This window comes from Trichocoleus sp. FACHB-40, from assembly GCF_014695915.1.
Taxonomy (GTDB): Bacteria; Cyanobacteriota; Cyanobacteriia; order Cyanobacteriales; family FACHB-T130; genus Funiculus; species Funiculus sociatus.
This window is the reverse complement of sequence record NZ_JACJPF010000067.1, coordinates 1-15,106: the sequence shown is the minus strand read 5'-3', so window position 1 is coordinate 15,106 and position 15,106 is coordinate 1. Positions and strand designations below refer to the sequence as shown.

The 15,106-nt window shown below is 43.5% G+C and carries 10 protein-coding genes and 1 pseudogene; 8 read left to right on the top strand and 3 right to left on the bottom strand.

Annotation, left to right across the window (positions count from 1 at the left end):
* Positions 1–123: 123 nt before the first annotated feature.
* The 4 genes from H6F63_RS15760 (at position 124) to H6F63_RS15745 (ending at position 3,016) form a co-directional block, all read left to right on the top strand.
* Complete coding sequence (locus H6F63_RS15760; RefSeq protein ID WP_190638532.1) at positions 124–735, top strand: HAD family phosphatase; 612 nt, start codon at positions 124–126, stop codon at positions 733–735.
* A 106-nt stretch (positions 736–841) separates the two neighbouring features.
* A complete protein-coding gene (locus tag H6F63_RS15755) occupies positions 842–1,066 on the top strand; it encodes a type II toxin-antitoxin system Phd/YefM family antitoxin (RefSeq protein WP_190638531.1) in 225 nt (74 codons plus the stop codon).
* Positions 1,066–1,446, top strand: a complete 381-nt coding sequence (locus H6F63_RS15750) for a type II toxin-antitoxin system VapC family toxin (protein WP_190638530.1) — start codon at positions 1,066–1,068, stop codon at positions 1,444–1,446. The genes H6F63_RS15755 and H6F63_RS15750 overlap by 1 nt, the downstream gene beginning before the upstream one ends.
* 103 nt (positions 1,447–1,549) lie before the next feature.
* Positions 1,550–3,016 carry an ATP-binding protein gene (locus H6F63_RS15745; protein ID WP_190638529.1) on the top strand — a complete coding sequence of 489 codons (1,467 nt, stop codon included), beginning with the start codon at positions 1,550–1,552 and terminating at the stop codon, positions 3,014–3,016.
* Here H6F63_RS15745 and H6F63_RS15740 read toward each other — a convergent pair whose 3' ends face one another.
* Together H6F63_RS15740 and H6F63_RS15735 are read right to left on the bottom strand one after the other, a co-directional pair.
* Positions 3,017–3,544: a hypothetical protein gene (locus H6F63_RS15740; RefSeq protein WP_190426138.1), complete on the bottom strand. Its 528-nt coding sequence runs from the start codon at positions 3,542–3,544 to the stop codon at positions 3,017–3,019. It lies immediately after the preceding gene.
* 97 nt (positions 3,545–3,641) lie between these two features.
* A complete protein-coding gene (locus H6F63_RS15735) occupies positions 3,642–4,151 on the bottom strand; it encodes a MarR family transcriptional regulator (RefSeq protein ID WP_190638528.1) in 510 nt (169 codons plus the stop codon).
* A gap of 113 nt (positions 4,152–4,264) precedes the next feature.
* Here H6F63_RS15735 and H6F63_RS15730 point away from each other — a divergent pair, with 113 nt between their 5' ends.
* The 4 genes from H6F63_RS15730 to H6F63_RS15715 all read left to right on the top strand — a co-directional run bounded on the left by H6F63_RS15730 (position 4,265) and on the right by H6F63_RS15715 (position 14,896).
* Positions 4,265–5,650: an ATP-binding protein gene (locus H6F63_RS15730; protein WP_190638527.1), complete on the top strand. Its 1,386-nt coding sequence runs from the start codon at positions 4,265–4,267 to the stop codon at positions 5,648–5,650.
* Between the two features lie 690 nt (positions 5,651–6,340).
* Positions 6,341–11,395 carry an MHYT domain-containing protein gene (locus tag H6F63_RS15725; protein ID WP_190638526.1) on the top strand — a complete coding sequence of 1,685 codons (5,055 nt, stop codon included), beginning with the start codon at positions 6,341–6,343 and terminating at the stop codon, positions 11,393–11,395.
* An 84-nt stretch (positions 11,396–11,479) separates the two neighbouring features.
* Positions 11,480–13,300 (top strand): EAL domain-containing protein, encoded by a 1,821-nt coding sequence (locus H6F63_RS15720; RefSeq protein ID WP_347276803.1) that lies wholly within the window; start codon positions 11,480–11,482, stop codon positions 13,298–13,300.
* A 291-nt stretch (positions 13,301–13,591) separates the two neighbouring features.
* Positions 13,592–14,896 carry a hybrid sensor histidine kinase/response regulator gene (locus H6F63_RS15715; RefSeq protein ID WP_190638524.1) on the top strand — a complete coding sequence of 435 codons (1,305 nt, stop codon included), beginning with the start codon at positions 13,592–13,594 and terminating at the stop codon, positions 14,894–14,896.
* A 128-nt stretch (positions 14,897–15,024) separates the two neighbouring features.
* On the opposite strand, the pseudogene H6F63_RS15710 reads toward H6F63_RS15715, so the two are convergent.
* Positions 15,025–15,106 (bottom strand): annotated as a pseudogene (locus H6F63_RS15710) (IS1 family transposase); the annotation flags it as partial.

The following is a 15,106-nucleotide window of genomic DNA, read 5'->3' as shown; positions in this document are numbered from 1 at the left end:
TTTTGATTAATTGTAGGTTGGGGAGCCACCCCCAGCCTACTATCACTTGGGGATTTTTAACTTATTCGTGAACCGTATTAGGATTAAAACGCGATCGCTATTTAGCTTGAATAACCTAACCACATGAACACAAAACCTATTCTCCCACAGCCACCTTATGCCGCACTAATTTTTGACTGTGATGGGACTTTGGCCGATACCATGCCTATTCATTTTCAGACATGGACAGCGACGCTGCGCTCGTTCGGTGTAGAGTTAAATGAAGAATGGTTCTTTAAGCGGAGTGGCATATCTGCAAAGGAACTTATCCGCACGCTTAACAGCGAATTTGGTTATAGTCTTGATGAAAAATTGACATTTGCAGATAAGCAACGTCGTTATATTGCTTTAGCACATACGGCAGTGGAAATTCAGGCAGTAGCGGATATTGCCCGTACTCACTATGGTAAAGTCCCGATGGCTGTGGCTAGTGGTGGTCATCGCCCTCTGGTGGAAGCAACGCTGGATGCTATTGGCTTGCGATATCTTTTCGATACTGTTGTAACTGTGAATGATGTAGCGCAGGGTAAGCCTGCTCCCGACATCTTTCTATTAGCTGCGAAGCGTTTGGGAGTTGCGCCAGAAGAATGTATTGTCTATGAAGATAGCGACGGAGGAATAGAAGCCGCTAATCGCGCCTTAATGCGGGTAATTGATGTGCGCGTCCTCTGGCGTTCTGAAGCTGGTACTTTTTGACACAGATTGAGGATGCGATCGCATCCAGCAGTAAGCGTTGCCAAATTCGCACCAAATAACCGATTTTTGATGTCAAGATAAATCTAGGAATACAGAGGTTATAGCCATGCAGCAAATAAATCTCGACGAAGCATCTAAACATCTATCCGACTTAATCGAAGCAGCACTTAGAGGCGAAGAAATCGTCATCGCCAAAGACGATCAGCCTGTTGTTAAATTAACTCCAGTGTCACCAGTTAATCGTCGCCCCCAGTTTGGCAGTGCTAAAGGGTTGGTTACAATATCCGATGATTTTGACGATCCTATAGAAGACTTTAAGGACTATATGTAATGAGGCAACTGCTGGACACTCATAGCTTTATTTGGTTTGTTATGGGCAATCCTAGAATCAGCCCCAGATTGCGATCGCTAATTGAGGATAACCAAAATCTGCTCAGTACAGCTAGTATTTGGGAGATGGCGATTAAGCATAGCAGTGGTAAACTAAGTTTTGGTCTACCCTTTAGGATATTTATAGAGCAGCAACTTAGTTTGAACAGCATCGAGTTGCTTTCTATCAATCTAGACCATATTGATGTTATTGCGGCGCTACCTTTTCATCATCGCGATCCATTCGATCGGCTTTTGATTGCACAGTCTATGGTGGAAAGGATACCGATCCTGAGTGCTGATTCTGCCTTTGATGCTTATCCAATTACTCGGCTGTGGTAAGTAGCACACAAAAAGAGCGTTCTGAGGCTGCTAATTTATAAACACATTCTGGGCAAATCGCGCATAATCATTGAGAAAGCGATCGCATGGGGAAGGTGTGATAATGCTCGACATCAAAGACGCTTTACGCCAAGTGCCACTCTTTACAGAAATACCGGAAGCAAAGTTGGACTGGTTGTGCGAACAGGGTACAGAAGTATGGCGACAAGCGGGTGAAATTCATCGGGCAGAAGGAGAGCCCGCTGATCATGTTTTTGTGCTGCTAGAAGGTGAAGTGCGGATAACGCAGAAGGTTGGCGAACAAGAAATCGTATTAGCTACCTACGAACCGCAAACGCTGTTTGGCGAGTTACCCGTTTTAATGGGTCAAGAATACTTCTGGGCTAGTGGACGCGCCGTTACTCAATGCCATATTTTTGAGTTACCAAAAGACGCATTTTGGCAACTGCTGGCGGCTTGTTCTTGCGTGACTAAGGTTATTCTCCGCACGATGGCGTTGCGGATGCAAAATATTCAAAATTTGTCGCAGCAGCGGGAAAAACTGGCAGCACTCGGCACTTTGGCAGCTGGACTAGCTCACGAAATGAATAACCCCGCCGCCGCGGTGATTCGGGGTGCAACTAACTTGCAAGATATCTTTGAAGAGTTGCCTTGCATGGCGCTGAAGCTGAATCAGCAGCAGATGACAAAAGCCCAACTTGAGTTTCTTGCCGACTTGCAATGCGACGTAACAAAGCGTGCTACTCTAGCGCCTCGCCTCGATCCTCTGACGCAAAGCGACAAGGAGGAGGAAGTTACTGATTGGTTAGACGCGCACAATGTAAGCGATGGTTGGAAACTCGCCCCCACCCTGGTACAAGCAGGACTTGACACTCAATGGCTGGAAACTGTTGCAAAAAACGTGTCCGCCGATTCGCTCTCGGATGTGCTGACTTGGATTACAACGACGCTGACAGGCGTTGGGGTGTTGTCCGAAATCGAGCAGGGTTCGGCGCGGATATCCCATCTGGTGAAAGCGATTAAGGATTACTCTTATATGGATCAAGCCCCACTGCAAGAGATAGACGTGCATGAAGGGCTGGAAAGTACGCTGACAATTCTCAGTCACAAGCTGAAAAAAGGTATCGTGGTGAAGCGGGAATACGACCTGAATCTGCCGCGGATCACGGCTTATGGCAGCGAACTAAATCAGGTGTGGACGAATTTGATTGATAATGCGATCGCTGCTCTGGGATTGGTGGCTAGGGACTGGGGACTAAAGACTGGGAATACCCAATCCCTAATACCTACTATTTTGATTCGTACCAAGCACGAACACGATCGCGTTCTGGTGGAAATTGCCGACAACGGATCGGGTATACCGCCGGAAATTCAGCATCGCATCTTTGAGCCATTTTTCACTACCAAAGGTGTAGGAGAAGGCACTGGTTTAGGTTTAGATATGACTTACCGCATTGTCGGCAAACATTACGGCAATATCAGTTTAACCTCAACGCCGGGTGACACACGCTTTTTGGTTCGTCTTCCTATTGCTGCTAATAAGAAGCTCATAGAAAGAGAAATTGCCTAACTAAACGGAAGAATGGCTGTCAGCTTTAACTACATTTCGTCTTCCCCACGGCTTAAGAACAGAAATAGCAATGATTACTAAAAGGCATAAAGTCTGAATTACGCCACCAATAATTACTCCTTTGACATCAAACATATAAAGCGGATTTTCCAGCGCTTTTAGTCTTTCTGTATCGGAAATAGAGGTCATTGCGTTTGTCCACGGCCCCAGCCAAAAAGTCCCGAAGGTAATAAGTACAAGTGTAGAAATCCACTTAACAATAACCCAGTAAAATTTCACAAATCCCCAAACTGTCAACCAGGAAAGCAATCCACCAGTTAACAACGAACCGACTGCGGCCGGAATAACAATAAAGTCATCTAGCAACTTCACTATTGAATTAATCGCGTATAGTTCATCGCCATTTGTTGTATTTCTGTTACTTAAAGCGATGATTACCATGCTTAAAGCTGTTCCAAACCAAAGTCCGATAAAACCAACGTGGGAAGACAATAACCAGTTTTTTTGCTTGACAGTTAGTTTGTTCATGAAGCGTGATGATCTAGGTTGGGATAATTTGCAGCCATACTATATGGCTCCTTACTAACTTACCATAAACTGCCATATAGTATGGCTCCTTATCAAATTATGGTTCGCGCATGGCAGGTGTTCCAGAGCCTAACTTTGCCAGCAACTCGATCAGTGTCTTCTTTTCAGCGTCAGTAAGATTAGCCATCAGGCCAGTGGTGCGGCAAAAGTGATCTGGGAGCATTTCATCAAGCAATTGCTCTCCCTTTTCTGTCAGTTGCACACTCAGCATCCGCCTGTCCGCCGGATGAGGTCGGCGTTTCACCAATCCGTCTCGTTCTAGTCCGTCAAGCAACCCAGTTATTGTGCCTCTAGTGACACCAGCACGTTCAGCGCACTCTGATGGGGTTAGTCCCGACTCGCCTGCTGGCAGTAGCTGCATCAGAAGGGTAAACTTGCCCATTGAAAGACCATAACGAGCAAAGTGAGTATCAAGAGCTTCATAGACATCAGCAGTGGTGTTCAGAAAAGCTAGGCAAGTTTGTACTGAAGCCATATCTAGTTCTGGGTAGCGACTGGCAAGATTCAGTAGTATCTGGTTATTTGGGAGTGTGCGTAGTATGAACATGAATTGCTGCTGATTAATTAGGAAGCTTATTTTATGGTGGCTTAATTCAGAACTCACCCAGAAATAAGGGGATTGCCCTATGGTAGAAGTCAGAGTTAAACAAAGGTGTTGCGATGCTGCACGATCCAAACCAGAACGCGCTGTTTCCGAAGTTACCTGATGAGGCGTTGCAGCAGATGAAGCAGCATGGGACTGAGATTCAGCTTAATACGGGTGATGTGCTGTTTTCAGAAGGTGAGGAGAATTATAGTTTTCACGTTGTCCTAGAAGGTGAAATCGAGATCGTTAAGCTTGTTGGCGGCGAGAAGAGACTGCTGGCTATTCATCGCCGGGGCGAGTTTATGGGTGAGCTTTCGATGTTAACAGGTTCTGGATCTATTGCCAGCGCACGCGCGATCGCTTCCTCTCGTGTTCTGCGGATTGACATGGACACTTTTAAGCACATCATCGTCGAATGTTCTCCGATAGCTGATGTGGTGCTTTCGGCTATGGCGGGACGAACTCAAGACGTTGAAGCGCAACTCAGGCAACAGGAGAAACTGGCAGCACTTGGTAAAATGTCAGCAGGCCTGGCTCACGAGTTAAATAATCCAGCTTCTGCGGGACAAAGGGCTGCGGGACAATTGCGCGAGAACTTCCAAAACTTGCAATCTCTGGCTTTGCAGCTGAATTCCTTGTCCCCAGCGCAATTAAATTTTATTGTTGATGTTCATAAGGATGCGATCGCTCACGCTACCACATCATGCCCACTCGATCCTCTAACACAAAGCGACAAAGAAGAAGAGGTGACAGACTGGCTAGAAGCGCACGATGTCAGCAACGGTTGGAAACTCGCTCCAACACTGGTTAACGCCGGAATTGATACCCAAAAACTGGATACTCTTATCGACAATATCACCCAAGAATTACTTAGCAACGTCCTCTTGTGGCTAGAAGCGACACTTGCTTCCTCTGGATTATTAAACGAAATTGAGCAGAGTACCACCCGCATCTCTGACTTAGTGAAAGCAGTTAAAGCTTACTCCTACATGGATCAAGCGCCCCTGCAAGAAGTCGATGTGCATCAGGGCATCGAGAACACGCTGACCATCCTGAATCATAAGCTCAAGAAGGGAATCGTCGTCAAGCGCGACTACGACAAAAGTATTCCCCGCATCTGCGTTTACGGCAGCGAACTTAATCAAGTATGGACGAATTTGATTGACAATGCGATTGATGCGATGGATGGGAAAGGACAGCTGACGATCCGCACGTCCAGAGGCAATAACTGCATACTGGTAGAAATTGCTGATAATGGGTTAGGTATCCCGCCAGCAATTCAATCTCGCATCTTTGAACCGTTTTTTACTACTAAAGGTGTGGGGAAAGGAAGCGGGTTAGGTTTGGAAATTGCCTACCGCATTGTTGTTAAAAGGCACAAAGGCGACATCCACTTTGAGTCTAAGCCTGGTGACACCTGTTTTCGCGTTTATCTGCCCATAGAATGTTTAGATAATTAAGGCATTTTCTCCTCGTTCTCAGGCGGGAGCCTGCTAATGCTAAGAGTTGAGGTGCTTCCATAAATTGGGGGCTAAGGAGACGCTTAAATGTAGTGGCAAAAAAGTGAATTGATATTAACTATCTATAAAGAGCAAAAGCAAGTTTCGTTAAAAGTTTTGTCAGACAAAAATTATGAAAAATAGGTAATTTCACCGTTGATTCCACTAGCTAATAATTGCTATATAGCGGTTCTCGGTTGGATGCGGTACACTCTGACCTCTCTCCAAACCTCTCTCCTACAAGGAGAGAGGCTTTGATTCTTACTCCCCTTCCCTAGCAGGGAAGGGGTTGGGGGTTAGGTTTTCCTGATGTACTTCATGCAACTGAGAAAGGCTATAGCAGTCCCAAGACGGTTCGTTATAAGTTTGCGTAGTTTTCGTAGGTTGAGTTTCGCTCCTCAACCCAACCTACTAGCTGAATTTTGACGATACCTATTTTTTTGTCTAAAATCTGAAAAATATTTCTGATTTAAGAATATTTGTTTTATTTAGAGGTTTAATTCTTACTTTAGATAGAGGATAGATTCATAATAGATATAACGTACAAATAGGGCTGAAGTTAGGGAAGCTATGATGAAATATATTCCTAGATAATAAAATTTACCTTAATTGTTAGCAGTCTGCGACATTTAAAACGAGATGGATAGCCCAATGGCAGGCACTTACAACTTAGGCTTGGTGACGCTTTCCTTTGCGATCGCGCTAATTGCATCTTACACAGCCCTAGACTTAGTAGGGCGAGTAAAATCTGGCTTGGGAGAGGGACGATGGCGCTGGCTTTTGGGTGGAGCAGTGGCAATGGGAAGCGGAATTTGGTCAATGCACTTCATTGCCATGCTGGCGTTCCATTTACCTGAGTCCGTTAACTACAACGTGTGGATCACCTTGCTTTCCCTGCTGTGCGGAATTATTGCCTCTAGCATTGCTTTGTGGTTAGTGAGTCGTAGCTTGATGTCAACACCGCTTTTAATCGGCGGTGGCGTTTGCATGGGAATAGCGATCGCATCGATGCACTATACTGGCATGGCAGCGATGCAACTGCCAGCGAAGATAGAGTATGACTGGATATTGGTTAGTCTGTCTGTTGCGATCGCTCTGAGTGCCTCTTTTGCCGCCCTTTGGCTGTTTCGGCTACACAATCAATCTTCGCAAGGGGTTTTTTGGCAAAAACTCGGCAGTGCCTTTGTCATGGGAGTTGCCATCAGTGGAATGCACTATACCGGAATGCAGGCAACTCACTTTATTCCCAACAAAGTCTTGCCAGTACACCAATCCCCTGCAATAAACCAGTCCTGGCTAGGGGTTGGCATTGGGATTGCTAGCTTATTTATTTTAAGCTTAGCTTTATTAACATCCCTATTTGATAAGCGTTTAACGGCTCAGTTAGTCCGAGAGCAGACTTTACAGGAAAGCGAGAAAAGTTTTCGGATGTTGATTGGCGAAATGCAGGTGGGAGTATTGCTGCTGAATGCTAATGCCGAAATTCTCGTTTGCAATCAAGCGGCGACAAATCTTCTCAATCTCAATCCAGAGGATGTAAGGCATCATGTGTTTGGTGCTTGTTGGCATTTGCTACACGAAGACGGTACTCCCTTCCAAACCACAGAGTTACCTGTGCAAAAGGCGACCCAAGAGCGCCAACCCATTCATAATATTGTTATGGGAATTGCGCCGACTGGGAACGAAGAAATTCAGCCAAGAGTTAAGAGTCCTCAAGATCCAAATCAACGCTGGCTGCTGGTGAATGCCGATCCCCAGATAGCAGAGAATGGTAGCGTAGAGCGAATTATCTGCACCCTTAGCGATATCACCAACCAAAAACAAGCAGAAGTGGCACTTCGCCAAAGTGAAGAACGATTTGCCTTGGCTGTAGAAGGGGCCAACGACGGGATTTGGGACTGGAATTTGCAAACGAATTATGCCTATCTGTCGCCGCGTTGGAAAAGTATGTTGGGTTATGAAGACTCAGAAATTAAGAGTAACATAGATTCTTGGTTCAAAATTATCCACCCAGAAGACTCAGAGCGAGTCCGGGGGGCGCTACATGACTATTTGACTAAGAAAATCCCCAGCTACAAAGAAGAGTTCCGGGCATTGCACAAAGATGGCAGCTATCGTTGGATTCTAACTCGTGGAGTTGCATTGTGGGATGAAACAGGCAACCCCTATCGCTTGGCGGGTTCCCATACCGATATTAGCGATCGCAAGCACACAGAAGAAGCACTGCAATTAATTGTTGAGGGGACAGCTTCTGCAACTGGCAATGAATTCTTTCACACCTGTGTTCGTTATCTCGCCGAAGTTTTAGGAGTTCGTTACGCTTTGGTAAGTAAGTTTGCCAACGATGCTAAAACCAGAGTGCGTACCTTGGCATTTTGGAAGGGCGAAGATGGCGAAAACTTTGAGTACGACCTAGCTGGCACTCCCTGCGAAAATGTCTTGCAGGGGACGAGCCATTTTTACCCGTCAGAAGTACAAAAACTCTTTCCTGACTTTGGCGATTTAGTTGAGTTAAACGCACAAAGCTACTGGGGAATCCCACTGTTGGACTCCGCCGGGAATGTAATCGGCAATTTGGGGGTGCTAGACGTGCAGCCAATGCCTTACGATCCGGGCAAAGAGATGATTTTGAAAATTTTTGTTGCCAGGGCAGGAGCTGAACTGGAGCGGAAATTAGCAGAGGAATTGCTCCAGAAACGAGCGGAAATGGACAGTTGCTTGAGCCGTATTTCCCGGATGTTGATGATTTCCATCCCTAATAGGGATTTAGAGCGTAGTTACAATTTACACCAATCTCCAGATAGGTTTATTAACCAAAACTTAGATAATGCGATCGCTTTCACGCTGCAAACAGTCGGTGAGGTTCTGGGGAGCGATCGCGCCTATCTTTTCCAATACGATAGCAACCACAGCTGCTTAAAAATGACCCACGAGTGGTGCAGCTTAGGCATAGAGCCATTAATCGATAAATTTCAAGGATTGCTAGTTGAGAATGATAATTGGGTTCACAGCCAAATCTTGAGTGGCAACACTGTCCAAATTCCCGCTGACATCCCACCTGAAGCCACCCAAAAATCCGAGTGGGTTGATATCAATCGGCTTGCCGTTCCCACGCTCCATTATGGCAAAGTTGTAGGATTTCTGGGTCTGGATATCGTTCGTTCCTCCTCAATCTGGAGTCAAGAAGAAATTAATTGGCTCAAATTAGTCACCGAGTTCATCGCCATTAGCCAGGGACATCTAGAAGCACAAGCCGCACTGCAACGGAGCAATACTCGGTATCAGAATTTAGCACAGAACGTACCGGGGATGATTTATCAATTCATTCTCAAACCTGATGGCTCAAGGGCGTTTCTTTATGTCAGCGGCGGTTGCCGAGAACTCTTTGGACTAGAGCCAGAGGAATTGCTTCACGATGCCCCCCTGTTTTGGAAGCTTACTCATCCTGATGATATCGCTCTTCTAAATCGGTCGATTGCTATCTCAGCTCAAACCCTGAAGCCTTGGGATTGCGTCTGGCGAGTTTTCGTCTCCGGTCAAATTAAGTGGCTGCAAGGAAATTCTCGCCCGGAACGGCAAGCTGATGGCAGTATTATCTGGGATGGTTTGGTGACTGATATTACAGAACGCCAGGAAGCAGAAGAAGCATTACGGGAAAGTGCCGAACGGGAAAAAGCGATCGCCTTCGTAATTCAACGGATGCGCCAAACGTTGGATATTGAGCAGATTTTTAGTGCCACAACCCAAGAACTGCGGCAAGCCTTAAATAGCGATCGCGTCGCTGTCTATCGTTTCCACCCTGACTGGAGTGGAGAGTTTGTATCTGAATCAGTAGCAGAGGGTTGGAATTTGCTACTTTTGAAACAAATTAATCAACCCGATCTCAAAAAAGTAGCAGTTGACCAAAGTGATTGTGTTGTCAAAACCTTAGATAGCTCACCATACCCAGTACAAGATACTTATCTGCAAGAAAATCAAGGCGGTTTTCATCGCCAAGAAACAAGTTACCGCTGTGTCGCAGATATCTACTCCGCTGGATTTGACGATTGTTATCTGCAACTTTTAGAGCAATTTCAAGCACGGGCATACATCATTGTCCCCATCTTCTGTAGCAATCAACTTTGGGGATTACTGGCAATTTACCAAAATTCCGCTCCCCGCCAATGGCAAGAAGCAGAAATCAAGATGGTAGTTCAAATTGGGGCGCAGTTAGGAGTCGCCATCCAACAAGCTGAATTATTAGCGCAAACTCAAAAGCAGTCGGTTGAACTGATAAAGGCTAAGGAAACCGCCGACGCTGCCAACCGTGCTAAAAGCGAGTTTCTCGCTAATATGAGCCACGAACTAAGAACGCCACTCAACGCCGTCCTCGGCTTTACTCAACTGATGAGCCTTGATACCTCGCTATGCCCTGAGCATCAGGAATATTTGGACATTATCAGTCGTAGTGGGGAACATTTACTGGAATTGATTAACGGTGTTCTGGAAATGTCAAAAATCGAAGCAGGACGAGTCACCCTGGTGGAAAATAACTTTGATTTATATCGTCTGCTCGATAGTATTGAACGGATGCTACAACTCAAAGCTACATCCAAAGGCCTCCAGTTAATATGCGATCGCGCCCCCCAAGTTCCTCAATATGTCAGAACCGACGAAAGCAAGCTACGTCAGGTTTTAATCAACCTGCTTAGTAATGCCATCAAATTTACTCAAGAAGGTAGCGTCACCTTGCGCGTGTCAGCGGACAAGGGTATCAAACAACTGACACTCTATTTTGAAGTAGAAGATACAGGTTTCGGCATTGCCCCAGAGGAGTTTGATAAGTTATTTGAAGCCTTCGGACAAACCGCAGCAGGATTGAAATCAAATCAAGGAACAGGTTTAGGTTTACCCATTAGCCAAAAGTTTGTACAACTGATGGGGGGAGAAATTACTGTCACCAGTTTTCCTGGTAGGGGAGCGAAATTTTCTTTTGATATTCAAGTGAGTTTGCTTGAAGAAACTCCGATTGAAACAACTCAACCCATCTTTCAAAAAGTTATTGGTTTAGCCCCTAATCAACCTATCTATCGCATTTTGGTTGTGGAGGATAGGTTAACAAATCGCCTTCTGTTAGTTGAGCTTCTCAGTTCGTTGGGCTTTGAGGTGCGGGAAGCTTGTAATGGTCAAGAAGCTGTAGCCATTTGGGAGAGTTGGCAACCACACTTAATTTGGATGGATATGCGGATGCCCTTAATGAACGGTTATGAAGCTACCAAAACAATCAGAGCTTCATTGAATGGTCAGGCAACTGTAATTATTGCCTTAACTGCTAGCGCTTTTGAAGAGGAGCGACAAATTATTTTGTCTGCCGGATGTGACGACTTCGTGCGTAAACCCTTTCGAGAAGAGGAGCTTCTTTTCAAAATGAGCAAATATCTGGGGGTGCGATATCTTTATCAAGAGGAAGCACGCCAGATAGAAAGCAGAAAGCAAAACTTACAAGAGGTTACCAATTGCGGCAGAGGGATTCAGATTACCAGTATGCCCCCCCAGTGGATAGAACAAATACATTATGCAGCTTCCCAAGGCAGCGATATCCTGATTCTTGAGCTGATTAAGGAAATACCGGCAGACAATTCGGCTCTCATTATTGCTTTGACGGATTTAGCCGAAAACTTTCAGTTTGAGCAAATCATAAAATTAGCTCAATCAAGTGTAAGCTAGCCATTATAGCATATAATAAAAACTCAAATAAATGGACAGAACAATACCAGGGATGAAAATAAACTTGAGATGAATTCTCTTGGGATGGGCATGACTAAAGAAGACATCCTTATCGTTGATGACACACCAGAAAACTTGCGCTTGCTCTCGAAGATGCTGACCAAAGAGGGGTATAACATTCGCAAGGCGTTAAATGGGCAAATGGCACTGACGGCTGTGCAAAGTGTTGTGCCAGATTTAATTTTGCTCGATATTATGATGCCCAACATGGATGGCTATCAAGTCTGTAAACATCTAAAAGCAGATCCGAAAACTGCCGAAATCCCCGTAATTTTTCTGAGCGCTCTGAGTGATGCTTTTGACAAAGTAAAAGCCTTTGGTGTCGGTGGCGCAGACTATATCACTAAGCCGTTTCAACTTGAAGAAGTTTTAACCCGCGTTCAGAACCAACTAACTCTGAAAGCAGCAAAAATCCAAAACCAACAAATTAATGCCCAACTTGAAGAGCGAGTTAAAGAGCGTACTCATCAGTTAGAACTAGCTAATCAGGAACTGAAGCGGGAAATCTCTGAACGGATGCTTCTGCAAGAGCAACTGCTGAAAATGGCTCTCTATGACGCTCTGACGGGTTTGCCCAATCGATTTTTATTCATGGAGCGCTTAGAACAAGCGCTTAAACGTGCCAAGCAACATCCAGATTATCGGTTTGCGGTGTTGTTTCTCGATTGCGATCGCTTTAAAGTCGTCAATGATTCCCTTGGTCATTTCGTCGGCGATGAACTGTTGGTCGCCCTTGCTCGTCGTTTAGAAGCATCTCTAAATCAAACTGATACTCTGGCTAGATTGAGTGGTGATGAATTTGCAATTCTCCTAACGGAAATTGAAAATATTAACAGTGTAACTTTGATAGCAGATGAAATACTTAAAGCCCTCTCTTTTCCATTCCAATTAAAAAGACAAGAAGTTTTCATCAATGCCAGTATTGGTATTACTCTAAGCAATCTTAATTACGAACAGTCAGAATATTTATTGCGGGATGCGGACACCGCTATGTATCGTGCCAAGACGTTAGGAAAAGGTCAATACCAAATTTTTGACTCGGAAATGCACAATGCTGCTATTCAAGTTTTACAGCTAGAAAACGACCTGCGTAGAGCTGTCAATCAACAAGAATTTATCGTCCACTATCAGCCAATTATTGCCCTCACCACAGGCAAAATTGTTGGGTTTGAGGCACTGGTACGCTGGAACCATCCTCAACAAGGGTTAATTTCTCCAAATTTGTTTATTCCTATAGCAGAAGAAACAGGTTTGATTAACCCTATTGGTAACTGGGTTTTACGAGAAGCTTGCTATCAGCTTCAGCAATGGCATCACCAAAAGCTCACTGATTATCCCCTTACCATGAGCGTCAATCTTTCGGTGCGGCAATTTGCTCAGCCCGATTTGATTGAGCAAATTGACAAAATTCTGGCAGAAACGCAGCTTAATCCCCAAAGTTTAAAGTTAGAAATTACTGAAAGTGTCATCATGAAGAATTCTCAACCTGTCAAAGTAATTCTTCAGCAACTTCAGGAACGCCAAATTCAATTGTGTATTGATGATTTTGGCACAGGTTATTCTTCCCTAAGTTATTTACATAATTTTCCCATTGATAATATTAAAATTGATCGCTCTTTTATTAGTTCTTTAAATGGAAATTCAGACAATTTGGGGCTGATTTCAGCAATTATGAATATTGCCCAGGCTCTAAAAATGAGTGTAACCGCTGAAGGCATAGAAACAGCGCAACAATTAGAGCAACTTAGAGTTTTAAACTGCGATTTTGGTCAGGGATATCTTTTTTCTAAACCTTTAGATGGCAAAAACGCAACAAATTTAATTGAATCGGCTACTCACTGGTAAAACATGAGTAAAGTTTAGTTAATGCTAAGGTAGTTAAATTGTTAATTATTTATAATACTTCAATTTAGCGAAAAAATCTACAGAACTCCTATGCTAATCTTATCTAATTTGTGAAAGCCATTTTTAAAAACGAAATACTACAGGCGTAAAAAACACTCCGCAAAGAAACAAGAGAGAATTCCATAAATAGATTAAGATTTTTATATATAAATAGATATTGAGAATAAATAATTAAAATTATTAACGAATAATATTTGACAAAACTTTTATTAAAATAGACCTAAAACTACAATGAATTACAAAGCGGATACTATCTTCAAAGCAGACATTCTGATAGTAGACGATACACCGGACAACCTCCGCTTTTTATCTTCCCTGTTGTTAGATGAGGGGTATAATGTTCGGAAAGCTACCAATGGGCAGATGGCATTAACCGCAGTGAAAACCGTTCCTCCTGATTTAATTTTGCTCGATGTTAATATGCCCAACATGAGCGGTTATGAGGTATGCGAACTTCTGAAGAAGGATTCTCCAACCAGCTCTGTACCCGTAATTTTCTTAAGTGCTTTGGATGATGTAATGGATAAGGTTAAAGCTTTTAAAGTTGGAGGTGTAGACTATATCACCAAACCTTTTAAAATTGAAGAAGTGTTAGCTCGAATTCAAAATCAACTGACAATTAAAAATCTTCAAAATGAGCTGCAAGCGCAAAATACCCAGCTTCAACAAGCATTAAACGAGCTTAAAAAAGCTCAAGCACAATTGGTTCAAAAAGAAAAAATGCTGGGCTTAGGTCAGTTAGCCGCAGGGATGGCTCATGAAATAAATAACTCTATTGGCTTTGTTTCTAGTAATCTTGAGCCTGCAAGCGAATATATCCAAGACTTGCTACATTTGATTGATTTATATCAGCAGGAATATCCTAACCCTAGTATTCCCATTCAAAAAGCAATTCAGGAGATTGATTTAGATTTTTTAAGTTTAGATATCAAAAAAATTATGGGTTCAATGCAGACGGGGGCGGAGCGTATCTCTACAATGATTCTTGCCTTACGCATTTTCTCTCGCCTGAATGAATCAGATATTAAAGCTGTCGATATCCATGAGGGGCTTGATAGCACTTTATTATTGTTGCAGCATCGACTGAGGAAAGAAAGGAAATGCCCAGAGATTAAAGTTATCAAAAGATATGGAAATTTACCCTTGGTTACTTGTTATGCTAGTCAACTTAATCAGGTATTTTTTAATTTGTTGAATAATGCTATTGATGCTATAGAATCTGGGCTGGAAAAAGGTATTACTGAATTATCAAGTCCGACGATTTGGATTAATACCGAGTTAACTGCCTATAAGACTGTAAGTATTCAGATTAAAGACAATGGTATTGGCATTGATGAGAAAGTGCGATCGCGTTTATTTAATCCTTTTTTTACAACTAAGCCTGTAGGTCAAGGGAGCGGTTTAGGGTTAGTGACGAGTTATGAGATTGTAGTGGAGAAGCATAAAGGGGAACTGCGTTGTAATTCCTCACCTGGGCAAGGTGCAGAGTTTACAATTGAAATTCCAGTGCAGTTAATTAAGGATATAAACTGTTAGATCAGGGTGTTTTAAATGTCTGAATAAAATAATTCGCAGGTAAGACTAAAAAGGAAAAAAATTCATATCATATCCGGTAGATTACTATGGGCAATTCGGTAGTGGTAAATATGTAGTGAAAAAAATTCTTACATAGATAGCGACGCATTATAATGATGGATAAAATACCATATAGCTCCAATGTGATTTTCTAACTTTTTAGAAAAAGAC